At 62.2% G+C, this 21,828-nt stretch carries 18 protein-coding genes; 8 read left to right on the top strand and 10 right to left on the bottom strand.

The annotated features are described in order from the left end of the window. The first annotated feature begins 65 nt into the window (after positions 1 to 65). Positions 66 to 1,442: an L-serine ammonia-lyase gene (locus LJX93_RS12545; RefSeq protein WP_033697668.1), complete on the top strand. Its 1,377-nt coding sequence runs from the start codon at positions 66 to 68 to the stop codon at positions 1,440 to 1,442. 39 nt (positions 1,443 to 1,481) lie between these two features. Here the strand turns inward: LJX93_RS12545 and LJX93_RS12550 are convergent, their stop codons facing one another. After that, complete coding sequence (locus tag LJX93_RS12550; RefSeq protein WP_033697669.1) at positions 1,482 to 2,159, bottom strand: DUF3313 domain-containing protein; 678 nt, start codon at positions 2,157 to 2,159, stop codon at positions 1,482 to 1,484. Positions 2,160 to 2,353: 194 nt separating this feature from the next. On the opposite strand from LJX93_RS12550, the gene LJX93_RS12555 reads away from it, so the two are divergent. Continuing rightward, the gene (locus LJX93_RS12555) at positions 2,354 to 2,659 is read left to right on the top strand and encodes a helix-turn-helix domain-containing protein (protein WP_227697248.1); all 306 of its coding nucleotides are present in this window, start codon (positions 2,354 to 2,356) and stop codon (positions 2,657 to 2,659) included. Between the two features lie 127 nt (positions 2,660 to 2,786). Here the strand turns inward: LJX93_RS12555 and LJX93_RS12560 are convergent, their stop codons facing one another. The 3 genes from LJX93_RS12560 to LJX93_RS12570 all read right to left on the bottom strand — a co-directional run bounded on the left by LJX93_RS12560 (position 2,787) and on the right by LJX93_RS12570 (position 6,608). Then, positions 2,787 to 4,082 (bottom strand): NAD(P)/FAD-dependent oxidoreductase, encoded by a 1,296-nt coding sequence (locus LJX93_RS12560; RefSeq protein ID WP_227697249.1) that lies wholly within the window; start codon positions 4,080 to 4,082, stop codon positions 2,787 to 2,789. Positions 4,083 to 4,095: 13 nt separating this feature from the next. Further along, positions 4,096 to 5,184 carry a polyamine ABC transporter substrate-binding protein gene (locus LJX93_RS12565; RefSeq protein ID WP_047583321.1) on the bottom strand — a complete coding sequence of 363 codons (1,089 nt, stop codon included), beginning with the start codon at positions 5,182 to 5,184 and terminating at the stop codon, positions 4,096 to 4,098. A 65-nt stretch (positions 5,185 to 5,249) separates the two neighbouring features. After that, the gene (locus LJX93_RS12570) at positions 5,250 to 6,608 is read right to left on the bottom strand and encodes a glutamine synthetase family protein (RefSeq protein WP_227697250.1); all 1,359 of its coding nucleotides are present in this window, start codon (positions 6,606 to 6,608) and stop codon (positions 5,250 to 5,252) included. A gap of 150 nt (positions 6,609 to 6,758) precedes the next feature. Here LJX93_RS12570 and LJX93_RS12575 point away from each other — a divergent pair, with 150 nt between their 5' ends. Then, complete coding sequence (locus LJX93_RS12575) at positions 6,759 to 7,658, top strand: helix-turn-helix domain-containing protein (protein ID WP_033697677.1); 900 nt, start codon at positions 6,759 to 6,761, stop codon at positions 7,656 to 7,658. Between the two features lie 71 nt (positions 7,659 to 7,729). Beyond that, positions 7,730 to 9,643 (top strand): AAA family ATPase, encoded by a 1,914-nt coding sequence (locus tag LJX93_RS12580; protein WP_033697679.1) that lies wholly within the window; start codon positions 7,730 to 7,732, stop codon positions 9,641 to 9,643. A gap of 36 nt (positions 9,644 to 9,679) precedes the next feature. Here the strand turns inward: LJX93_RS12580 and LJX93_RS12585 are convergent, their stop codons facing one another. Further along, complete coding sequence (locus tag LJX93_RS12585; RefSeq protein ID WP_156310293.1) at positions 9,680 to 11,065, bottom strand: aldehyde dehydrogenase family protein; 1,386 nt, start codon at positions 11,063 to 11,065, stop codon at positions 9,680 to 9,682. A 106-nt stretch (positions 11,066 to 11,171) separates the two neighbouring features. Here LJX93_RS12585 and ptrR point away from each other — a divergent pair, with 106 nt between their 5' ends. Next, positions 11,172 to 12,038: a putrescine utilization regulator PtrR gene (gene ptrR / locus LJX93_RS12590; RefSeq protein WP_227697251.1), complete on the top strand. Its 867-nt coding sequence runs from the start codon at positions 11,172 to 11,174 to the stop codon at positions 12,036 to 12,038. A 296-nt stretch (positions 12,039 to 12,334) separates the two neighbouring features. Here ptrR and LJX93_RS12595 read toward each other — a convergent pair whose 3' ends face one another. Continuing rightward, positions 12,335 to 13,543 carry an FAD-dependent oxidoreductase gene (locus LJX93_RS12595; RefSeq protein ID WP_033697683.1) on the bottom strand — a complete coding sequence of 403 codons (1,209 nt, stop codon included), beginning with the start codon at positions 13,541 to 13,543 and terminating at the stop codon, positions 12,335 to 12,337. Positions 13,544 to 14,203: 660 nt separating this feature from the next. Between LJX93_RS12595 and LJX93_RS12600 the strand changes: the two genes are divergently transcribed. From LJX93_RS12600 to LJX93_RS12610, 3 genes are all read left to right on the top strand, one after another. Further along, a complete protein-coding gene (locus tag LJX93_RS12600) occupies positions 14,204 to 14,647 on the top strand; it encodes a hypothetical protein (RefSeq protein WP_033697685.1) in 444 nt (147 codons plus the stop codon). 57 nt (positions 14,648 to 14,704) lie between these two features. Further along, a complete protein-coding gene (locus tag LJX93_RS12605) occupies positions 14,705 to 15,451 on the top strand; it encodes a phytanoyl-CoA dioxygenase family protein (RefSeq protein WP_033697686.1) in 747 nt (248 codons plus the stop codon). 197 nt (positions 15,452 to 15,648) lie between these two features. Further along, on the top strand, positions 15,649 to 16,170 hold the full coding sequence (locus LJX93_RS12610) for an acyloxyacyl hydrolase (RefSeq protein ID WP_033697688.1): 522 nt from the start codon (positions 15,649 to 15,651) through the stop codon (positions 16,168 to 16,170). A gap of 145 nt (positions 16,171 to 16,315) precedes the next feature. Here the strand turns inward: LJX93_RS12610 and LJX93_RS12615 are convergent, their stop codons facing one another. From LJX93_RS12615 to LJX93_RS12630, 4 genes are all read right to left on the bottom strand, one after another. Further along, on the bottom strand, positions 16,316 to 18,442 hold the full coding sequence (locus LJX93_RS12615; protein WP_227697252.1) for a TonB-dependent siderophore receptor: 2,127 nt from the start codon (positions 18,440 to 18,442) through the stop codon (positions 16,316 to 16,318). 173 nt (positions 18,443 to 18,615) lie between these two features. Beyond that, entirely contained in the window at positions 18,616 to 19,506 is an 891-nt protein-coding gene (locus LJX93_RS12620; RefSeq protein ID WP_227697253.1) for a universal stress protein, read from the bottom strand. A gap of 55 nt (positions 19,507 to 19,561) precedes the next feature. After that, the gene (locus LJX93_RS12625) at positions 19,562 to 21,010 is read right to left on the bottom strand and encodes an efflux transporter outer membrane subunit (RefSeq protein ID WP_227697254.1); all 1,449 of its coding nucleotides are present in this window, start codon (positions 21,008 to 21,010) and stop codon (positions 19,562 to 19,564) included. Positions 21,011 to 21,027: 17 nt separating this feature from the next. Further along, complete coding sequence (locus LJX93_RS12630; protein ID WP_186664619.1) at positions 21,028 to 21,810, bottom strand: helix-turn-helix transcriptional regulator; 783 nt, start codon at positions 21,808 to 21,810, stop codon at positions 21,028 to 21,030. Positions 21,811 to 21,828 lie beyond the last annotated feature (18 nt).

A 21,828-nucleotide genomic window follows, 5' to 3' on the forward strand; every position in this document is an offset into this window, starting at 1 on the left:
GTAGCGTTCAATTTTCCCAGTGAACCGTGCATGGGCGTTTCTGTCCAGCCCGGTCAGGCATTAGTATGGCTATCAGTGTTTTCGACCTCTTCAAAATCGGCATCGGCCCTTCGAGCTCCCATACCGTGGGCCCGATGCGGGCAGCGGCGACCTTTGCCCAGGCCCTGCGCGAGCGCGGTTTGCTGGCCCAGGTGACGCGCGTCGAGGTGCGGCTGTATGGCTCGCTGTCGGCCACCGGGGTTGGCCACGCCACCGACCGTGCGTGCCTGCTCGGGCTGATGGGCCAGTGGCCGGACCGGATCGACCCCGCCACCATCGAGCCGCGGATCGACCAGCTGATGCAGGAGCACTGCCTGATGCTCGATGGTAGCCACCCGCTGGCGTTCAACTACACCCGCGACATGCGGCTGCTGGACGAAAGCCTGCCATATCACCCGAACGCCATGACCCTTGAAGCGCTGGGCGGGCAGAGCAGCCTGTTCAGCCAGACGTACTATTCGGTGGGTGGCGGTTTCATCGTCGAGCAGGCTGAGGTCGATGCCCCGCAGAGTGAAGCGAATTCGGTCGATCAGCCGTATCCGTTTGCCAGCGCGGCTGAGTTACTGGCGCTGTGCAAGGCGCACCGATTGAGTGTCGCGCAACTGATGATGGCCAACGAATGTGCCTGGCGCACGGAAGCCGAGGTGCGCGAAGGGCTGCTGCGCATTTGGGCAGCAATGGGTGAGTGCGTCGAAAATGGCCTGCGCAATGAGGGCATCCTGCCGGGTGGCCTGAAGGTCAAGCGCCGCGCCGCACGACTGCACCGCAGCCTGCAGGAGCTTGGCAAACCGAACGTGATCGGTTCGACCCTCAGCGCCATGGAGTGGGTCAACCTGTTTGCCCTGGCGGTAAACGAAGAAAACGCCGCCGGCGGGCGCATGGTGACGGCGCCCACCAACGGTGCGGCAGGCATCATCCCGGCCGTGCTGCACTACTACATGAAGTTCAACCCGGATGCCTGCGATGACGATGTGGTGAGGTTCCTGCTTGCAGCGGCCGCAGTCGGCATCCTGTGCAAGACCAACGCTTCGATTTCCGGTGCCGAAGTCGGTTGCCAGGGCGAAGTGGGGTCGGCGTGCTCGATGGCGGCGGCTGGCCTTGCCGAAGTGCTCGGTGCCACGCCACCGCAACTGGAAAATGCCGCCGAGATTGCCCTGGAGCACAACTTGGGCCTGACCTGCGACCCGGTCGGCGGGCTGGTGCAGGTGCCATGCATCGAGCGCAACGCGATTGCTGCGGTCAAGGCAATCAACGCGGTGCAGATGGCCCTGCGCGGCGATGGCGAGCACTTCATCTCGCTCGATCAGGTTATCCGCACCTTGCGCGACACCGGTGCGGACATGCATGCCAACTACAAGGAAACCTCGCGCGGCGGCCTGGCTGTCGCCTATGTCGAGTGCTGATTCACCCTGCCCGGGGCCGCTTTGCGGCCCCGGGTCTGGTTAGCGGCTTTTCTGTTTCAGCGCTACAAAGCTTGCGCGCATGTCCTTGGCCCAGCCATCCAGCACGGGCTTGACGTCATCCAGGGTCAGCTTCTGGGTGTCGTTCTCTAGCTCCTTGCCTGCGCCCTTGCGCACCACCTGAGCGAGCACCTTCTGGCTGGCGCCGTCGAGGAAGGCTGCCTCGACACCGACATCTACGTCTTGGTCACGGCCGCCCATGGCGGTATTCACGCCTGCCGAGATCAGCGCAATCGGGATCACTTCGTAGGCCTTTAAGCCCTCGTTGCTGGTGGAGACCGCAGTAATCGCCGGGCGTACGACGATGGTGCCCGGGCCGGGGGCCTTGGCCAGGGTCAGTACACTGCCCAGTTCACGGCGCATCGCTTCGTTGAAGTAACGGGTGATCTCCTGCAGCGTCTGCGCCGAGATGACCGCTGTCGGTTGCGGTTTGGGGTAGAACTGACTGGGCTCGATGAACACCTGGCTGTACTGATTGACGTTGACCTTGGGGTCCATCCAGCGCATCACCGGTGCGCCAGAAGGGCTTTCAGCGGGTTGCAGGCGGCTGTAGTCCTTCAGGAAGCCGGAGTAGTCGCTGGGGTCCACGCGGTTGCTGGAGCAGGCCGCGACGGCAAGCAAAGCTGCGCATAACAGGGTGATGCGAGGCAGTGATTTCATGATCGTGATGCATCCATGAGGGGTCGGCCAGAACAACGCTAGCAGGTGCGGGCGAGTTGGCCAGTGGTCAGGGGCAATCTCGAAAGGCGGTGGCGGTATGCTGTGCCAGGGCTTGGCCGCCGTTCAACTGGCATGAATCCCGGCAACTCGGCGCATAACACAGAAACTTCCTACGCTACGGTAGGAGGTCTGTTGTGAGCAGCAAACTGATTGAGTCGTTGCGTGATGACCTTGCCGTACTGCATGAGGCGGGTGCTATCGGCAAGGTGACCCTACGAGATTTCGAAGCGATCTGCCCCGCGCCCGTGCGGGAATTCAGTGCGCTGGACATCCGCCATTTGCGTGAGGCACTCAACTTCAGCCAGCCGGTGTTCGCCATGCATCTACACACGAGTGCTTCGACAGTTCGAAAATGGGAGCAGGGGGAGACGCGCCCTGCAGGGCCGGCGCTTAAATTGCTAAACATCATACAATGCAAAGGGTTACAAGCGATTCTTTAAGTGCTTTGTACTAAATGGTCTTGCCTTGCTTGCCCTATAAATCAGTAAGTTAGCGAATATTCTTCAGGTTCTACATTGGTGTGCCCTCATCACACAGGCTTGCATGATGAGGGCGCAGAGGCAGCGCCTACCCCAGCACCTCGCGCAACCGATACCACAACATCCCCAACGCCAGCAGCGGTGAACGCAGCGCCTTGCCGCCCGGGAAGGTCAGGTGCGGTACCGCACTGAATACATCCAGCCCTTGGCTTTGGCCCACGGCAATGCCTTCGGCGAGCAGTTTGGCCGTCCAGTGCGTCACGTTCAACCCATGCCCCGAATAGCCCTGGGCGTAGTAGACGTTCGGGTGCTGGCTCAGCCGCCCGACCTGGGGGAAGCGGTTGGCCGTAATGCCGATCATGCCGCCCCATTGGTAATCGATGCGTACCTCGGCCAGCTGCGGGAACACCTTGATTACCTTCGGCCGCATGTAGGCGGCAATGTCCTTGGGGTCGCGCCCGGAATAATGGCAGGCACCCCCGAACAACAGACGGCGGTCAGCGGTGAGGCGGTAGTAGTCCAGGCCGACCTTCTGGTCGCACAGCGCCATGTTCTGCGGGATCAGGCTACTGGCGAGCTCCTCTGGCAACGGCTGGGTGGCCACCACATAGCTGCCGGCTGGCAGCACCTTGCCACTCAGGCGCGGCTCCAGTTCATCGAGGTGCGCGTTGCAGCCCAGCACCAGGCTGTGTGCCCTGACTTTGCCGTGGGCGGTGTGCAGGGTCACGGTGGGGCCATGCTCGATGCGCAGTACCGGGCTCTGCTCGAAGATGCGCACGCCAAGGCCCGCGGCCGCGCGCGCCTCGCCCTGCACCAGGTCCAGTGGGTGCAGATGGCCCGAACCCATGTCCACCAGGCCACCGGCGTACTGGTCGCTGGCGACGACCTGGTGCATGTGCTCGGGGCTGACCAGGCGTGTTTCGTGCCGATAACCCAGCGCGGCGAGGTCGTCCTGTTCGGCCTTGAAGGCGGCAAACTGGGCGGGAGTGTTGGCCAGTTCGCAGAAGCCCCAGCGCAGGTCACAGGCAATACCGTATTGCGCGATGCGCCCGGCCACCAAGGCCACCGAATCGATGCCAGCCTGTTGCAGGTAACGCACGCCATCCTGGCCGACATAACGGGCAAAACCACTGACGTCATGGCCGATGCCGCGGATCAGTTGGCCACCGTTACGCCCGCTGGCGCCCCAACCGATGCGCCGGGCTTCGAGCAAGATCACCGACAGCCCCCGTTCGGCAAGTTCGAGCGCGGTATTGACCCCAGTGAGGCCGCCGCCGACCACGCAGACATCGGCCGTCAGTTCGCCGTCCAGGCTGGGGTAGGGCGCCGTGTGGCGTGCCGTGGCGGCATAATACGAAGCGGTGTGCAGGGTATCGAAAGGCATGGGTGTTCTCGGCTCAGCGGTTGGACTTGATCTTGCTCCAGGAGCGGGTCATCACGCGCATGATCTTGGGGCTGGGCGTGCTGGAGATGTACAGCTTGTCCAGCACGTGCTGGGGCGGATAGACCTCGGGGTTTTGCACCAGGGCTTTGTCCATGTAGGCCTGGGCGTCGGGGTTGGCATTGGCATAGCCGACCGTGGTGCTGACCTTGGCGATCACCTGCGGCTCGAGCAGGTAGTTGATGAACGCCAGGGCCTGGTCCGGGTTGGCGGCGTCCTTGGGGATGGCCAGCAGGTCGAACCACAGGTTGCTGCCTTCCTTGGGAATGCTGTAGGCAACCTTGACGCCGTTGTTCGCCTCCACCGCGCGGTTGGCGGCCTGGAACACGTCGCCGGAGTAACCGAAGGCTACGCAGACATCGCCGTTGGCCAGGTCCGAGACATATTTTGAGGAGTGGAAGTAGGTGATGTAAGGGCGCAATTGGAGCAGGCGGGCTTCTGCCTTGGTGTAGTCCGCAGGGTTTTCGCTACGTGGGTCCATGCCCAGGTAGTTGAGGATCGCCGGGAACAACTCGTCGGGCGAGTCCATGAAGGCCACGCCACACTGCTTGAGTTTTTTCAGGTTCTCGGGCTCGAACAGCACCGCCCAGGAGTCGATGTGGTCGATGCCCAGTGCGGCCTTGACCTTGTCGACGTTGTAGCCGATGCCGTTGGTGCCCCACAGGTAGGGCGCTGCGTACTGGTTGCCGGGGTCGTTCTGCTCAAGCTGCTTGAGCAGCTTTGGGTCAAGGTGCTTCCAGTTGGGCAGCTTGCTGCGGTCCAGCGGTAAAAAGGCCCCGGCCTGGGCCTGGCGAGCGAGGAAGTGGTTGGAAGGCACGACCACGTCGTAGCCGGTGCGACCGGCCAACAGTTTGCCCTCCAGGGTTTCATTGGAGTCGAACACGTCATAGACCACCTTGACCCCACTGCTGGCCTGGAAGTCGGCCAGTGTGGTGTCACCGATGTAGTCGGTCCAGTTGTACACGCTGACGGTCGGTGCAGCTTGGGCGGCAGCGCCGAACAGCAAAGTGAATGCAGCTGGAACCAGGGATTGCAGATGACGCATGTCGACACCTCGTTGGTCTTGTTCTTGGTTTCGATGGAGGTGGGGCGCCGCGCGCCCCGGGCAAATCAAACGCTGAGCATCAGGAATTCACGCTCCCAGGAGCTGATCACCCGTTTGTAGTTCTCGTGCTCGGCACGCTTGACCGCGACATAGCCCTGGACGAATTGCTTGCCCAGGTATTGCTGCACGGTGTCGCAGTCTTCCATGTGCTGCAGGGCATCTTCGATAGTGATTGGCAGGCGCAGGTTGCGTCGCTCATAAGCCCGGCCCTGCACCGGCGCGCTCGGGTTGATCTTCTCGATCATGCCCAGGTAGCCGCAAAGCAGGCTCGCGGCGATGGCCAGGTACGGGTTGGCATCGGCGCCCGGCAGGCGGTTCTCGACGCGCATCGCCTCGGGGCTTGAGGTTGGCACCCGCAGCCCGGCCGTGCGGTTCTCTTCGCCCCACTCGACGTTGACCGGTGCCGAGGTGTCCGGCAGGAAGCGGCGGAACGAGTTGACGTTTGGCGCGAACATCGGCAGCAGCTTGGGGATGTACTTCTGCAAACCGCCGATATGGTGCAGGAACAGCTCGCTCATGCTGCCGTCTTCATTGGCGAACACCGGCTTGCCGGTGGCGATGTCGACCACGCTCTGGTGCAGGTGCATGGCGCTGCCAGGTTCATCGGTAATCGGCTTGGCCATGAAGGTAGCCGCAACGTTGTGCTTGAGCGCCGCCTCGCGCATGGTGCGCTTGAACACGGTGATCTGGTCGGCCAGGTCCAGGGCATCACCGTGGCGGAAGTTGATCTCCATCTGCGCCGGGCCGTCTTCGTGGATCAGCGTGTCCAGGTCCAGGCCCTGCAGTTCGCACCAGTCATAAACGTCTTCGAACAGCGGGTCGAATTCGTTGGCGGCGTCGATCGAGAACGACTGGCGACCGCTTTCAGCGCGCCCGGAGCGGCCCAACGGTACCTGCAGTGGCAGGTCCGGGTCTTCGCAGCGCTTGGTCAGGTAGAACTCCATCTCCGGCGCGACGATCGGCTGCCAGCCTTGGTCGGCGTAAAGCTTGAGCACCTTCTTCAACACGTTGCGCGGTGACAGCTCGATGGGGTTGCCTTGCTTGTCGAAGGTGTCGTGAATGACGATCGCGGTCGGCTCGATCGCCCAGGGGATCTGGTACACCGCAGCCGGGTCAGGGCGGCAGATCATGTCGATGTCGGCGGCATCGAGCAGGCTGTAGTAGATGTCGTCGTCAACGTAGTCGCCGGTGACCGTCTGCAGCAGCACGCTTTCGGGCAGGCGCATGCCGCGCTCATGCAGAAACTTGGCGGTCGGCGCGATCTTGCCGCGGGCGATGCCGGTCAGGTCGCTGATCACGCATTCGACTTCGGTGATCCGGTGTTCTTTCAGCCAGGTGGACAGCTGATCGAAGGGGGCGTTCATACAGACCTCTTGGTTGGGTTTTTGTGTGCGCGGCGGGAGCCGGTGGCTTCCCAGGTGACGCGCTGGGGGCTATCTTGGTCGCAGCCCCCAGGGCAATCTATCCACTTTCTCCGGCAATCAATGCACCAAAAGAGTGCAACAGGACGATGCGTGACAACGCCCAATGCCTTGCAGGTCCAGGCTTTCCACACCACCGATGTCACCGAGCAGGTGCGTGCCACCCCAGGCTGGCAACAGCAGTACCGGCAAATGTCGCCGGGGCACTTCAGCGGCGAACTGCGCTGCCTGGGTCTGGACGGCGTGGAGGTGTATGAAGAGCGTCTCAACACCCGTGTCGAGCAATTCTTCCGCCCCCCGAGCGGTTCGCTGGCGTTCTGCTTCGACCGCACGGAGAACAGCCTTTACCTGCTCAACGAGCAGAGCCGCAATATCTGGATCACCCCGGAAAACTACGAAGAGGTGGCGGTGGTGTTCGACCAGGCGTTCCTGGCCCGTCATGGTCTCGATACCCAGCGCCTGGACGGGCTGTTCATGGTGCCGTTGGGCAGTGGCCAGAACGCGTTGTTCGGCAGTTGGCTGAGCGCCACCCTGACCCGCCTGGGCCATGCCGATTGCCCGCTGCAGGGGCAGGCGCTGGCCGAGCAACTGCTGGAAGACTGCCTGTTCATTCTCGACAGTGCCTGCCAGCGCCTGGACGGTGGTGCGCTGGGCAGGCGAAGTGAAGCGCGCGAGATCATGCGCCGGGTCAGTGAATGGGCGGCGGACTGCCCCGAAGAAACGCTCAATTTGATGGCGCTGGCCGACGTGGCCGGTGTTTCCCTGCGCCAGTTGCAACAGGCGTTCAAGGCGTTCACCGGTATGCCGCCGGCGCACTGGCTGCGCTTGCGCCGGCTCAACGGCGCGCGCCGAGACCTGCTGCGCCAAGCCGATGTCACGGTGGCCGAGGTGGCGATGCGCTGGTCGTTCTGGCACCTGGGGCGGTTTTCCGAAAGCTACCGGCAGTTGTTCCGCGAGTTGCCGAGTGAAACGCTGAAGCGGGGCAGGGGCTGAGGGCAACACTGAACCCAGCACACCCCTCGGAAAGTTGCTATCGTGCCGGGCTGTTCCGACCCGAGGTCCCGATGTTCTACCTGCCTTTGCCCAGTGACCTAGCCGACCGTCTCGCCAGCGAGCCTGCTGCCAGCGACTTTTTCTCAACCGCCAGTGTTGTGCAGGCGGCTGCAGTGCTGTTCGTGCAGAACCTGCCGCGCCAGCCGGCCACCGCGACGGCAGACGCGCAGGAACGGCGCTTTGCCGAAATCGTGCGCATCGCCAGCGAAGTCGAAACCGCCGCACCGGGCCGCTTTCAGGGCCAGGTGGCGCAGCACTTCGACCGCGAGGCGTTCGCCATGGGGTTGGGCATGTTGGGAGAGAATGGCATCGGCCTGCTGGCCAGCGAGGTCGAGTACGACAGCGACGCCTTGCTCGATGCCGAAGGCCAGTGGAATTTCCGCTTTGCCGACAGCTACCGGCAGCAGGTCACGCCGCTGCACCCGGTCTACCTGCCCTCATTGGCCAGTGACCTTTTGTTGAGTGATCAACAAAACCGCCTGCTGCGAGAGTTTCTCTCCGGCGTCGACGAGTCTGTTGCGGTGCAAGGTTTCGCCGGCACCGGCAAGACCTTCCTGATCCACCAGTTCGCCCGCTTGCTCGACCCCCAGCGCACGCTGCTGCTGGCCTTGACCGAGGGCCAACTGCGCGCATTGCAGGCACGCGTCAAGGATGCCCAGGCCTACACCGCGCTGACCTTCGGGCAGTTGGCAGACGAACTCCTCAACCGTGACCTCACCAGTAATGGTTGGCGCCTGCGCGACCCGTATCGCACCAAGCTGTCCTGGCGCCCGCAGGAAGCGCAGGTGGTGAAGTGGCTGAATATCCCCGATATCGGCCCGCTTGACGCCCGCGATGTCGTGGCCTTGTGTATCAAGGCCGTGCGCAGTTTTTGCCGAACCGGTGATGCCCAGTTGCAGTTGCACCATTTGCCCTGGGCTGGGCCCGGCACCTCGCCGCTGGACCAGGAAGTGCTGCTGGAGAAGGCGCGCTTGTACTGGCAGGAGCTGATCCGCCCATCAACCCGAGAAATTCAGCTGCCGGTGCGTGATTACCACCGGGTCAAACTGCTGTCGTTGACGCAGGACGTGATCGACAGCCGGTACACCCACATCATCGTCGACGAGGCCCACGAGCTTTCGGCGCCGATGCTCGCGGTGCTGGACCGCAGCCCGCAATCGGTCATCACCCTGGGCGACGAACTGCAGAACCTCAACGGCCTGAGCCCGCACCATGGCGGCTTTATCCGTCAGCGCTACATCGACCATTCGCTGCGCGCCGGGCCGGCGATGGACAACGTGCTCAACCCGTTGATCCAGGCGCACCCGGCCAAGATACAGGCCGCGTTCAGTGGCAGTGCCGAACACTACACCCGGGTCAGCTTCTTCGACACCGTCACGGTGCCGGAACAGCCCACGGCGTTGATCGTCGATGATGAATGGGGGCTGTTTGGCTGGTTCCAGCGCCTCACTCACCAAGGCGTGCCCTTCGTGCTGCTGAAGAGCGCACGCAAGGATTTCGAGCTGTTCGTCGAGGACTGCATCGAGCTGTACCGGTTTGGCACCCGGCCGCGCCACCCCATGTTGTTCCGCTATGCCAGCTGGCAGGCGCTGGAGCAGGACAAGGGCGATGACAAGGCCTTCGTGGCGGTGGCCAACATGCTGCGCAAGGGCTATACGCCAGAGCATTTTGCCAAGGCCAAGAGCCGTTATCGCTGGGACAAGGCGCCCAAGCTGTTTCTGGGGCGGGTGAGCGACGTGAAGAACATGGAGTTCGCCCGGGTGATGGTGTCACCGGAGCTGATGGTCACGCCGGTGGTGGCGGGCAATCGCAACGAACGTGCACGGATGCTGGCGGGCCTGTATACCGCCTGTTCGCGGGCACGGCATGAGCTGATCGTGCCAGGTGGGATGCTGGACTGGGTGAAAGACCAGGTCAGGGATTGAAGTGATTGGGGCCGCAAGGCGGCCCCAATGCACCGGTCAGTTACGGTCCAGCCACACCGTTTGTGCGTTGGTGAACTCGCGTACACCAAAGTGCGACAGCTCACGGCCAAAACCACTCTTCTTCACGCCACCAAAGGCGACGCGCGGGTCGGATGCGCAGTAGCCGTTGATGAACACGCCACCGGTATCCAGTGCCGCGGTCATGCGTTCAGCCAGTGCATAGTCAGCCGTGTAGATAGTCGCGGCCAGGCCGAACTCGCTGTCGTTGGCCAATGCCACCGCATGGTCGGCATCCTGCGCCGTGATGATCGCGGCCACGGGCCCGAACAGCTCCTGCTTGAACGCGGTCATCTCAGGGGTGACGTTGGCAAACACGGTCGGTGCGTAGAAGTTGCCCACGCCTTCGACCTTGTTGCCACCCAGCAGCAGGGTAGCGCCTTCGGCAAGGGTCGCCTGGACCTGGCCATCGAGTTCGTCGCGCAGGTCATAGCGGGCCATCGGGCCGATGTAAGTGTCGTCTTCCAGCGGGTTGCCGACTTTCAGCGCGCGCGTCGCTTCAACGAACTTGCGGGTGAAGGCTTCAACGATGCTCTCTTCGACAATAAGGCGCTTGGCCGCGGCGCAGACCTGGCCGGTGTTCTGGTAGCGACCGATGACAGCCGCCTTGACTGCGGCATCCAGGTCGGCGTCGGCCAGCACGATGAACGGGTCGGACCCGCCCAGCTCCAGCACGCACTTCTTCAGCGCGGCCCCGGCTTGTGCACCAATCGCCATGCCAGCGCGCACGCTGCCGGTCAGGGTCACGGCGGCAATGCGTGGGTCGTTGATGGCGCGGGTGACACCGTCCGGCGTCACGTTCAGCACTTCGAAGACGCCCTCCGGCAGGCCGGCATCCTTGAACAGTTCACCCAACAGGTAAGCGCTGCCCATGACGTTCGGGGCATGCTTGAGCACGTAGGTGTTACCGGCGAGGATCGCCGGCACAGCGCCGCGCAGCACCTGCCAGACCGGGAAGTTCCACGGCATCACGGCCAGGATCGGCCCCAGCGGGCGGTACTCGATACGGGCTTTCTCGATCTGCGTCGGCTCTGCTGCCAGCATGGCCGGGCCGTGCTCGGCATACCAGCGGCACAGCCCCACGCACTTGCTCACTTCGCCACGGGCCTGCGTGATCGGCTTGCCGATTTCACGGCTGATCATCTGCGCAAAGGCTTCGGCCTTGGCTTCGAGGGTGCTGGCCAGGGCAAGCAGGTACTCGCTGCGCTGACCCAGCGACACCAGCCGCCATTGCCCATAGCCCACCTTGGCACGTTGCAGCGCCGCTTCCAGTGCGGCGTCGGTATCGAAGGGGTAGGCGCCAATCTGCTCGCCGCTGTGCGGGTCGAGGGAGATGGCATGGGTCAGGCTGCTGATCGCGCTCATGGCGGACACTCTCGTTGTTGTTAATCAGTGACGCCAGACTAGTGGTGTAGGGTTTTAATGAAAACTGAATAATAATGAGCGAAACATTCACGTTTGGAGAATGACTGTGGACCTGATGCAACTGGAAATCTTCAAGGCAGTGGCCGAGCAGGGCAGCATCAGCGCTGCCGCGCAGCATATCCATCGGGTGCCCTCGAACCTGACCACGCGCATCAAGCAGTTGGAAGAAGACCTGGGCGTAGAGCTGTTCATCCGCGAGAAAAGCCGCCTGCGCCTGTCGCCGGCGGGTTGGAACTTTCTCGAGTACACCCGGCGCATTCTCGACCTGGTGCACGAGGCGCGGTTGACCGTGGCGGGCGAGGACCCGCAGGGCACCTTTGCCCTGGGCTCGCTGGAAAGCACCGCGGCAGTGCGTATTCCGGCCTTGCTGGCGGCGTACAACCAGCGCTACCCCAAGGTCGACCTCGACCTCTCGACCGGGCCTTCCGGCACCATGCTCGAAGGGGTATTGTCCGGGCGCCTGGTCGCGGCGTTCGTCGACGGGCCGCTGCTGCATCCAACCCTGGAGGGCATGCCGGTGTTCGAGGAAGAGATGATGGTCATCGCGCCCCTCAACCATGCACCGGTAACCCGTGCCCAGGACGTCAACGGCGAGAGCATCTACGCGTTTCGCGCCAACTGCTCGTACCGCCATCATTTCGAGAACTGGTTTGTGCAGGACCAGGCCGTGCCGGGCAAGATCCATGAGATGGAGTCTTATCACGGGATGCTGGCCTGCGTGAGCGCCGGGGCGGGGCTGGCCATGATGCCGCGCAGCATGCTCGACAACATGCCGGGTTGCAGCACGGTGAGCGCCTGGCCGATGTCGGAGGATTTTCGCTATTTGAAGACGTGGCTGGTGTGGCGGCGGGGCGCGGTTTCGCGGAGTTTGAGCATGTTTGTGAAGTTGCTTGAAGAGCGGCGCCTGAGTTGATGTTTCGGGTGCCATAACGAAGGGGGGGTATAGCACACGCCGGGTTCAGGAAGCTTGGGAGGCCTCGGGGGTGGGGCTTCGAGAAATACGAAGCCTGTCACGACCCGAAGGCGCTCTCCTTGGGTTTGATCGACTCAACGATGGACGCTGCCGGGGAAGCGCTGGCGATCAGGCTGGATCACCATGACGTTGATAGATCTCCTGGCTCAGGGGATGCAGAACGCGAGCGGGTTCGGCTTCCACGGTTCAACGTGACGCAGCGTGCGGCAAGTTGACCAGTACCCAATGCGATGCAACTATCCAATGCGTGCGATAAACGTTGCAGCTTGCTCAAGAATGGCCTTGGCCTCAACAAGGTCTGGCGCATCGTTGCTATTGTTGAAGTTCCCTGTTTCGTCCATATTCTGCACGATCAATCCGTCACGACGCGGCATGACGAGAAACTGTTCAGCTCTTAATCCGTGGATGACCTCCGGCTGCGGCATCAAACGCACTGTTTGCCCGCGCACAGGAATAACGGTCTCGTCATTGAACAACGCCTTGGCACCGTAACCGGTAGCGTTGATAAAGGTGCATTCTGGCAATGTCAGCAGCTCGTTTGGATGGTTGAATGCCCTGATATCAACCTTTCCACCAGCGGCCAAGAAATCAGCCACCAGCTTACTCGCATAGGGCGTGATGTTGAACATCAAGCTGGTCCAGCACCGCGCGTATCGGGTTGGGAACGGGTGACCGCCAGGAAGCAGATCTATCTGCGGCGGCAGGAAGTCGTTTGCAAACCTAGCATACTCAGGCTCGTCTTCATCTTTTGTTTGTGGAGGCGAGCCGTAGAGGTCTTTAACCGGGAATGGTGTATCGGAGAGTTTATAACCATTGAACCATTCGACTAGTCTGCCTGGCAAACCCGCCGTTTGCTGATACTTATCGAATGAAGTTCTAGCCATCTCATTCCAGCGTGCCGCCCAGTCAGCCTCATGTTGCAGGTCGCAGAAGCGCGAATCCGGGGACCATAATCCGGTGGCTCCCATGGATGACACGTTCGGTGGTAGGGCCTTTGCGTATATACGTACAGACAGACCCGCGTGTTGTGCCAATAACGCAGAAGTAAGGCCAAGCGGGCCGCACCCGATAACACCAAGGGTACGCAGCCCAGGCGTCGCTGCCTGTGCCATGCGTAATGCTTGCATACTTGAACCCCAGGAGAGTGACCAACCAGAACCACCATGCCCATAATTGTGTACCACAAGCTTGCTTCCCAGCAGCTCTGCTTCTATGCGCGGCCCCGCGTGGCGGAATGGACGGGTACACGCATGGACACCGGCGATACGACTCATCTGTGCATTGATCAGCTTGATCGCTTCGCCGTCCGTTGGGCAAGTGGGCATTATTGGTAGCCTCGCTGCCTTCTGCTGTGGTGAGGCATCTGCCAGTTTTCTTAAGAACAGAGGAGATGCTGTTGAAGCCAATGCAAGCGCGCTACCCATAAAAAATTGACGTCGTTTCATAAAGGAACTCTTTCATAATGTGTTGAATAACTTCTAACTGCTACTACTCGCCTGCTTAATCGGCGCCGGGCCTCTGGGGACAGGGGGGCGCTGTTCGAGACATCCTCGTACAACGGGTGCATCAGTCCCAGTAGCTGGAAGTAGGCGTACGGGTGTGCGCTGCTTAGCGCGATATCGGCTTGTTTTCGACGTATGTCTTCATCGGGCCTGTCCATTGCGTGCTGCGCGCTCCAAAAATTAATCAAATGCCTACCGTGGCGTTCGTGCGTTCATTGTTTATAGAGGTCAACGTGCTAAGTAGTTTCTCTGGGTGGTGCGATGCTGAGCCAGATGTTTGTAGGAAATTCCCTACTGTCTCACTCAGCTGTAAACTGAACGTATATTGGTTTGTGCAAGCAGGGTAAATAACCATGTACCGATAGTTGGTGTCATGTCGAGCGTTTGGATGTAAGCGAATGTGTGATTTGCAAGTTATTTCTGATCCAGGCTGTTTATGAAAATAGCTGTCGTAAACACCGCAAGTAACAAGCCCGTGAACAATCGCGCTGCAGCACTCCGCGAGGCTGTAGACGTGGCTGGACGACCACGCATCAGTGCAAACGCCAGTGCCTTCAAATGATCGGATAATAGGTAAACCATCCTCAGAAGGAGGGTCATACCATGCGCAATCATCACTATGCCCTTGGCGCGGCGCTGCTGCTCACCCTGGCGATGCCCTGGACGTTGGCGGCAGCCGCCGACCTCAATGCGCCCATCGACATGCAGGCCGTGCAGTTGCAACCGCAAGAGCAGAACGGCGTGCGTTACCTGCAAGGCGGTATCGGCCAGGATGAAGCCAATGCCCTGCGCAAGACCAAAGGCTATGACTTGCACGTCGAGCTCTCGACTGGCGCGCAAGGCAAGTTCCAAAGCGGTGCCTCTGTTGATATTCAAAGTGCGCAAGGGCAGCCCGTGCTCAGCGTTACCGATGTCGGCCCGCTGCTCTTTGTGCAGCTACCACCGGGTCATTACAAGGTCACCGGCAATGCCGAGGGTGAGACTGTCCAGCAACAGGTGGTAGTGGATGGCAAAGGACCTGCCACGGTGAACTTGCACTGGCGTTGACAGATAAAATGCGGGCAGGGGTACATTTGTACTCCTGCTGTAATGGAGCACACCGCCATGAGCTTGGCGCTTCAGCTGGAGATGTTGGACGAGCAGGGTTTCGTGCTGATCCCCGGTGTGCTCGAACCCCTGCGCATCGCGCTGCTGCGCTGCGCTATCGATGACTTGCAGCCGATTCACTGGGACTACCAGGGGCTGCTCGAACACTACAAATGCGTGTTCAACCGCAACTCGCTGTGGTTGCCGTTTCTTGATCTGCCACCGCTGATCAACCTGGCAGAGGCCGCGCTTGGCGAGGACTGCCACGTAATCGGCCAGACCGCCTGGCGTAGCCACCCCGGTTACCCCGGCATGGCGCTGCACCTTGACCATCTGCCCCTGCAACTGCCGGCCTGGATCAGCGAGCGCGGGACCTTTACCCAGCCGATGCAGATTCTGACTGCGCAGGTGTACCTCTGCGATATCGATCACAGCATCGGGCCGACCTGGATCGTACCGGGCAGCCATCGTGCCGCTCGCCCGCCGCAGGCCGGCGAAGTGCAATGGCAAGGGCGTGAAGCGCTTCCGGTATTGTGCAAGGCGGGGGATGCTTTGCTGTTTCGCAGTGATGTCTGGCACAGCGGCGGCGCCAACTGCACGCAGGCGCGCGAGCGCGACATGCTGCAAGTGCATTACGGCCGGCGCATGGTGGCGCAGAAGTTTTCACCGTACCTGCATTGGCAGTTCAACCCTCGTGTGCTGGAGGAAGCCACGCCCAGGCAGCGGCGGCTGTTAGGGGAGCATGAAGAGGGGGAATACGACTGAACCCGCTCGGGCCACGGGGCAGGGCGTTGGCCATCAGCATTAGCCGATAGTGGCAAAGCTCTTTCAACTTTCTGATTATCTGGACAATAATCGAAAAAGTATTACCTCGTGTGACCGGTCTGGATGCGCCGGCCACCGCACAAGATCGAGGGGCTCAAGCCCCCACTTGCCGTGTAGACCATCAGGAGATGTCATTGATGAAAACCCGTCTCGCTGCTTCGCTGGCCGCTGCAGTGCTGGCCTTCGCCGGGGCCAATCTGGCTCAGGCTGCGCAGATTTCCGGTGCCGTTGGTGCCACCGGCCAAGGCGACATGACCTACCGAATCGGCCTGTCGTTCGATTGGGACAAGAAATGGCTGGAAAGCAGTACTGGCTATGTGACCGGTTACTGGGATGCGGCTTACACCTATTGGGAGGGCGGCGACGCCAGCGGCGCGCACTCGCTGTCGTTCAGCCCGGTGTTCACCTACGAGTTCAGCGGCTTCACCTACACCCCCTACATCGAGGCCGGTATTGGCCTGGCAGCGTTTTCCAAGACGGATGTGGGCAACCAGCGGCTGGGTTCTGCGGTCAACTTCGAGGACCGCATCGGCTTTGGCCTGAAGCTGCCTGGGGCGCAGAAGGTAGGCATCCGTGCCATGCACTACTCGAATGCGGGCATCAAGCAGCCGAACGACGGGATCGAGTCGTACTCGCTGTTCTACAGCAAGGCGTTCTAACCGCGGTGCCGGTGCCTTGTAGGAGCGGCCTTGCGTCGCGAAAGGGCTGCGCAGCGGCCCCCTACGTCCTTGCTGGCACCCGAAAACCCGGGGCCGCTACGCGCCCCTTTAGCGACGCAAGGCCGCTCCTACAATTGCGCTGCGGTCAGAACGTGTAGGAAACCCCGGCCTGCACCGTGCGCGGTGCGCCTGGGTAGGCGTAGCTATTGAACGCCCCTTCGTCATACCCCTTGTTGAAGACGTTCTTCACATCCAGGTTCAGCCGCACGTGTTCATTGACCTTGTAGAAGCTGAGCAGGTCGACCACGCTGTAGCGTTCCATGGTGTAGGTCGTCGCGGCTGTCTGGCCGGCGCGATCATCCACGTACTTGACCCCCACCCCAAGCCCCAGGCCTTTGGCCAGGCCATCCTGGAACTCGTAGGTGTTCAGCAGGCTGAAGCTGTTACGCGGGATGTTGGCCAGGCGGGTGCCGGTCGGCACGGTGGTGTCCTTGGTCACTTCGGCATCGACATAGGCGTAGCCACCCATCACACGCCACTCAGGGGTGATATTGCCAGCGATGTTGATGTCCAGGCCGCGGCTGCGCACCTCGCCCGTTGCGATGCTGTAAATACCCAAGGGGTCGTTGGGGTCGCGTGCCAGCACGTTTTCCTTGACGATGTGGTACACCGCCGCATCAATGCTCAGCTGGCGATCGAGCGCTTCCCACTTCACGCCCAGCTCGTAGGATTTGCCCTTCTCGGGATCGAAGCCACCGCTGCCAGCGGGCGTGCCACTGTTAGGCTTGAATGAGCGCGCCGTATTGGCATAAACCGCCACGGTGTCGGTCAGGTCGTAGATCAGGCCAAAGCGCGGGGTCACGCCATTCTCGCCCTTGCTGAAGTCGCGGGTGTTGACCAGCTTGTCGTCGTAGTCGTGCTCGAAGCGTTCGAAGCGCACGCCGGCCAAGGCCTTGAGGCGCTCGGTCAGGGCCACCTGGTCCTGGATGAAGAACGCCCAGGTCTGCAGGTTTTCCTTGTCCCACGTTGTGGTACGCGTCAGCGCGGGCCTTGGCTGGCCGAGCACTGGGTTGTAGATATCGATCGGATAGGCCGCCGAGGAGCGCTGGATGATCGAGTTGTAGTCGTAGTTCTCGTACTCGATGCCAGTCAGCAGCGTGTGGCTGAAACCACCGGTATCGAAGTGGCCGGTGAGGTTCAGTTGCCAGTCACGGTCGGTCCATTCCAGCTTGCGGTAGTTGAAGTTGCGCTGCAGGGTGCGCCCGTCAGCGGGCGCGCCATTGGCTTCAACCGCGTTGCCCTTGAGCGAGCCATCGAGAAACTGGAAACCGCCAGCCAGCGTCCAGTTGTCATTGAGCAGGTGCTCGAAGCGCACCTGGGCCATGTTGTTGTCGTTGTGCAGCAAATTGTCGCTGCCTTTCTCCCAGATGTAGGTGTCGCGCGAGGCGCTCCCGGTCTGGGTGGCATAGCGGGTCAGGCCACGGTCGAGCGGGTGGTTGTTGCGCATGAAGTCGCCTTCGAAGACGATCCGGGTGCTGTCGTTGACCTGCCAGCTGAGCACGGGCGCCACGTCGTAGCGCTCGCTCTGCACATCATCGCGAAAGCTTTCGCCGCCTTCACCGAGCACGTTCAGCCGGTAGGCGAGGGTGCCTTCCTCATTTAGCGCGCCGGTGGCGTCGAGGGTGGCGCGGTGCATGCCCTGGTCGTCGATCTGGCTGCCCAGGGTGACCTTGCGTTCAGCCTGCGGTTGCTTGCTGACCACGTTGAAGGTCCCACCGGGGTCGCCGCGGCCGTACAGGCTGGTGGCCGGGCCGCGGATCACTTCCAGGCGCTCGACGGTGTTGGCGTCGGGGGCATTGGGGTAGCCGCGGTTGATCGGGAAGCCATTGCGGTAGAACTCGCCCGTGGTAAAGCCACGTACCGTGAAGGTGGTCAGGCCCTGGCCACCGAAGTTGTTGGCGCGGCCTACACCGCCGGCGTAGTCCAGGCCATCCTGTAGCCGCGTGGCGCCGGTGTCTTCGAGCACGTCCTTGGGTACCACGCTGACCGACTGCGGGGTCTCGTGCAGGGCGGTGTCGGTGCGCGTGGCGCTAGCCGAACGGCTCGCCTTGTAACCAACGACCGGGCCATCGGCACGTTCACTGTCGGCGGTACCGGTGATGTTCAAGGCCTGGAGTTCAATCTGGGCGGAATCGCTGAGCGAGTCGGGTTCAGCCCAGGCCAGCGGGGAGACAGCATGAAGCACACAAAGCGAAACGAACGTGCGACGCATCGACGGTACGATCCTGGAGTAGGGCGCTAGGGGAAGGGGTACAAAGCGTCGCGAAATTACTACGAATCATTATCAAATGCATTCTTTTTAAGTGGAGCGCCCGTGCCAGTTCACCTCTCGCCGCCCCGGCAAGGCCGCTCCTACGCCGCGCAACCTGCAGGTAACGAAAACCCTCAGGCCCCCGCCTTGATCGCCAGCACGTTGCACAACGGATGCTCCAGCACATGCGCCGTGGTGCCGCCCAGGAAGGTCTGCATGGCGTCATGCCGATGGCTGCCCATGACGATTACATCGACCCGGCTATGGCTGATGAACTGGGCAATCGCACGAATCGCCGGCCCCTCCACGAAATGCCTGCGCTCCAATGGCACCTGGTGATGGTCACCCAGGCGGTTGAACGACGCCCGTTGCGCGGTGCGCACACTGCCATCGAACCCAGGCATGGTGACCGTGCCGGCGCCGAAGTCGGCGATATGGGTTTTGGCTGCGTCGCACACATGCAACAGGTGCAACTCGGCGTTGCACTGCAAGGCCAGGGCATGGGCGCTGTGAATCACCTGCTCGTCCAGGTGCTCGCCTGCGCCATGGCTGTTGAGGTCTACTGCGGCGGCGATCTGCCGGGGCAGGGGCAGGCGGATGTCGCTGACCAGGTGCACGGCGACTGGGCTGTCTTTGAGCAACTGCCAGTCCAGGGGGGTTACCAGCAAACGCTTGAGCACCGGTTCGTGCTGCACATCCTTGACCAGCAAGTCGCAGCCCAGGCGTTCGATGCGCTCGATCACACTGGCCAACGGGTCGCGGGTCAGCAGCAATTCGGTGGACACATCCCGGCCGGCATCGGCCAGTTGCTCGGCTTCATCGGCCAGCCATTGGCGGTTATCGCTGAGCAGCCGTTCACGTTCCCGGCCGTCGCTCATCAAGCCGAACGTGTCGACATCGTCGACGAATACGTTGATATCGAGTAATGCACCGCTAGACTCGGCCAAGGCCGCCGCACGTTGCAGCGCGGGCGTGTGACGCATCTGCGGGCCGAGCATGACGAACAAACGTTTGAACTGGCTCATCTCACACCTCCGCGTGTGGAAGCCCCCCGGTTCATGCCTGGTGATCTGGCCCTGTTCAGTTTAGACCCACGAACGCGCTGCCGGGCGCCCCATCGCGAGCGTGAGCGTCGGCAGCCTCCTGCCAGCCGCCACCCAACGCCGCATACAGATTCACCTCCGCCACCAGCTGCGCCAAGCGGTCATTGATCAGCCCCTGCTGGGCACTGAACAACGACCGCTGCGCATCGAGAAACGTCAGGCTGCTGTCCACGCCAATGCGGTAACGGTGCTCGGCCAGGTCGTAGTAGCGCTGGTTCGACGCCACCAAGTCGCGCTGGGCCTGCAACTGCCGCTGGTAGGTCGCGCGCGCCGCCAAACCGTCCGCCACTTCCTGGAAGGCGCCCTGGATCGCCTTCTGGTACTGCGCCACCTGAATCTCCTTCTGCAGCCGGGCGTAGTCCAGGCTGGCTCGCAGGCTGCCGGCGGTGAAGATCGGCAGGTTGATCTGCGGCTGGAACAGCCAGGTACCCGAGCCTGCATCGAACAGCCCGCTGAGCGCGGGGCTGGTGCTGCCGGCATTGGCGGTCAGGCTGATACTGGGGAAAAACGCCGCACGTGCTGCGCCAATGTCGGCATTGGCCGCGCGCAGCTGGTACTCGGCCTGGACAATGTCCGGGCGGCGTTGCAGCAGGTCGGAGGGCAGGCCGGCTTGCAAGCCGGCGATCTGTTCATGGGCCAGGGGCAGGGCGCGGAGGTCGGCAGCCACAGGGGCACCCACCAGTAGCGTCAGTTGGTTGAGGTCCTGGGCCACCTGGCGTTTGTAACGGGCCACGGCCGCGCGCGTGCTGTCGACGCTGGTACGTGCCTGGATCTGGTCCAGAGCCGAAACAGTACCCGCGCGGCGCTGGTTGACGGTCAGGCGCAGGCTGCGCTCGTCCGCTACCAGGGTGTCGTTGGCCAGGGCCAGCAGCTCCTGGTCGGCACGCCAGGTCAGGTACACGCTGGCGACGCTGGCCACCAGGCTCAACTGGGTGCTGCGCCGGGCCTGGTCGCTGGCCAGGTAGGTCAGCAGCGCTTGGTCACTGAGGCTGCGCAGGCGGCCGAACAGGTCGAGCTCGTAGGCGCTCACGCCCAAGGTCGCCGCATAGGTGGAGCTGATCATGCCCTGATCGGTGCCGGTCATGCGCCGCGGCAGGTACTGACGCTGCCCCTGCCCATTGGCGGAGACCTTGGGCAACAGCTCGGCGCGCTGAATGCGGTACTGGGCACGGTAGGCCTCGACATTAAGCGCTGCACTGCGCAGGTCGCGGTTATTGGCCAAGGCGTTGTCGATCAATTGGCGCAATACCGGGTCCTGGAACACTTGGCGCCAGTCATCGACGGCCGGGTGCGCCTGCACATCGCCTTGATAGGCAGGCCCTTGTGGGTAGTGCGCGGCCACCGCTGCGCCTGGGCGCTGGTAGTCAGGGGCCAGCGAACAGCCACACAACAGCGCAGCGCACAGGATAAGGCTAGATCGGGGCATCGGTGTGTCTCGCAGAGTCAGGCGCCGGCCATCCATTTGGTCAGGCCATGGCGGCCACTGACCCCCAGCTTGGCGGTGGCGCGCTTGAGGTAAGTTTCGATCGAGCTGTTTTTCACGTTCAGCCGCTGCGCCATTTCCGGCACCGTGCCGCCGGTCAGCAGGCCCAGGCAGACCTCCTGTTCCCGGGTCGACAGCCTCACGGCTTCCTGCACCAGGCGCTCGCCAAACGAATGGCGCAACGAGCCTGCTGGCAAATCGGCCAGCGGCGAGCCGGCATGCCGTGCCCCCCCTTGGCGCAGCAACTGGCCGTGGTGCTCGACCAGCGGCAGCAAAGTGTCAGACAGGCTTTTCAGTTGCGACAGTTCAGCCAGCGAAAAGCCACGCTGGCTGGGCAAGCGATGAAAGCAGATGACCCAGCGCTGCACACCGCTGCAGGACACCAGGTTGCACTGGTGGGCACTCTGGCGAGGCTGCCCTGCGTGTTGTGGGGCTTTGAATTCGATCAGCAGCGGGTCCTTCATCTGCATGATGCTTTGCAGCAGCGGGTGGCGCAGGTTGTTGACGTTGGGCAGTTCAGGGGCAGGGCCGGCACTGCCCAGTACCCTGATGCGGCTGACGCTGGCCTGGCGTGGGTCAAGGGTCCATTCACTGAGGTCGAGCCTGTGGACCGGCACCTGGGCATTGACCAGATGCAACATCTGGTCGGCGAAGCGCTCGGCGCCGGTACTGGCGATCAGTTCGCCCAGTTGCAGATACAACTGCGGGTCGGGGCGGTGTTCGAGGCTGTCGGTCAGCTTCATATCATTGTCTTCCTTGAT

The organism is Pseudomonas sp. HN2-3, assembly GCF_020691745.1.
In the GTDB taxonomy this organism is placed as follows: domain Bacteria; phylum Pseudomonadota; class Gammaproteobacteria; order Pseudomonadales; family Pseudomonadaceae; genus Aquipseudomonas; species Aquipseudomonas capeferrum.

Coding starts and splice junctions, on each gene's coding strand:
- LJX93_RS12605 (WP_033697686.1), top strand. CDS start 14,705: ATGAGCTTGGCGCTTCAGCTGGAGATGTTGGACGAGCAGGGTTTCGTG.
- LJX93_RS12630 (WP_186664619.1), bottom strand. CDS start 21,810: ATGAAGCTGACCGACAGCCTCGAACACCGCCCCGACCCGCAGTTGTAT.
- LJX93_RS12625 (WP_227697254.1), bottom strand. CDS start 21,010: ATGCCCCGATCTAGCCTTATCCTGTGCGCTGCGCTGTTGTGTGGCTGT.
- LJX93_RS12545 (WP_033697668.1), top strand. CDS start 66: ATGGCTATCAGTGTTTTCGACCTCTTCAAAATCGGCATCGGCCCTTCG.
- LJX93_RS12610 (WP_033697688.1), top strand. CDS start 15,649: ATGAAAACCCGTCTCGCTGCTTCGCTGGCCGCTGCAGTGCTGGCCTTC.
- LJX93_RS12600 (WP_033697685.1), top strand. CDS start 14,204: ATGCGCAATCATCACTATGCCCTTGGCGCGGCGCTGCTGCTCACCCTG.
- LJX93_RS12615 (WP_227697252.1), bottom strand. CDS start 18,442: ATGCGTCGCACGTTCGTTTCGCTTTGTGTGCTTCATGCTGTCTCCCCG.
- LJX93_RS12565 (WP_047583321.1), bottom strand. CDS start 5,184: ATGCGTCATCTGCAATCCCTGGTTCCAGCTGCATTCACTTTGCTGTTC.
- LJX93_RS12570 (WP_227697250.1), bottom strand. CDS start 6,608: ATGAACGCCCCCTTCGATCAGCTGTCCACCTGGCTGAAAGAACACCGG.
- LJX93_RS12580 (WP_033697679.1), top strand. CDS start 7,730: ATGTTCTACCTGCCTTTGCCCAGTGACCTAGCCGACCGTCTCGCCAGC.
- LJX93_RS12560 (WP_227697249.1), bottom strand. CDS start 4,082: ATGCCTTTCGATACCCTGCACACCGCTTCGTATTATGCCGCCACGGCA.
- LJX93_RS12550 (WP_033697669.1), bottom strand. CDS start 2,159: ATGAAATCACTGCCTCGCATCACCCTGTTATGCGCAGCTTTGCTTGCC.
- LJX93_RS12585 (WP_156310293.1), bottom strand. CDS start 11,065: ATGAGCGCGATCAGCAGCCTGACCCATGCCATCTCCCTCGACCCGCAC.
- LJX93_RS12620 (WP_227697253.1), bottom strand. CDS start 19,506: ATGAGCCAGTTCAAACGTTTGTTCGTCATGCTCGGCCCGCAGATGCGT.
- LJX93_RS12595 (WP_033697683.1), bottom strand. CDS start 13,543: ATGAAACGACGTCAATTTTTTATGGGTAGCGCGCTTGCATTGGCTTCA.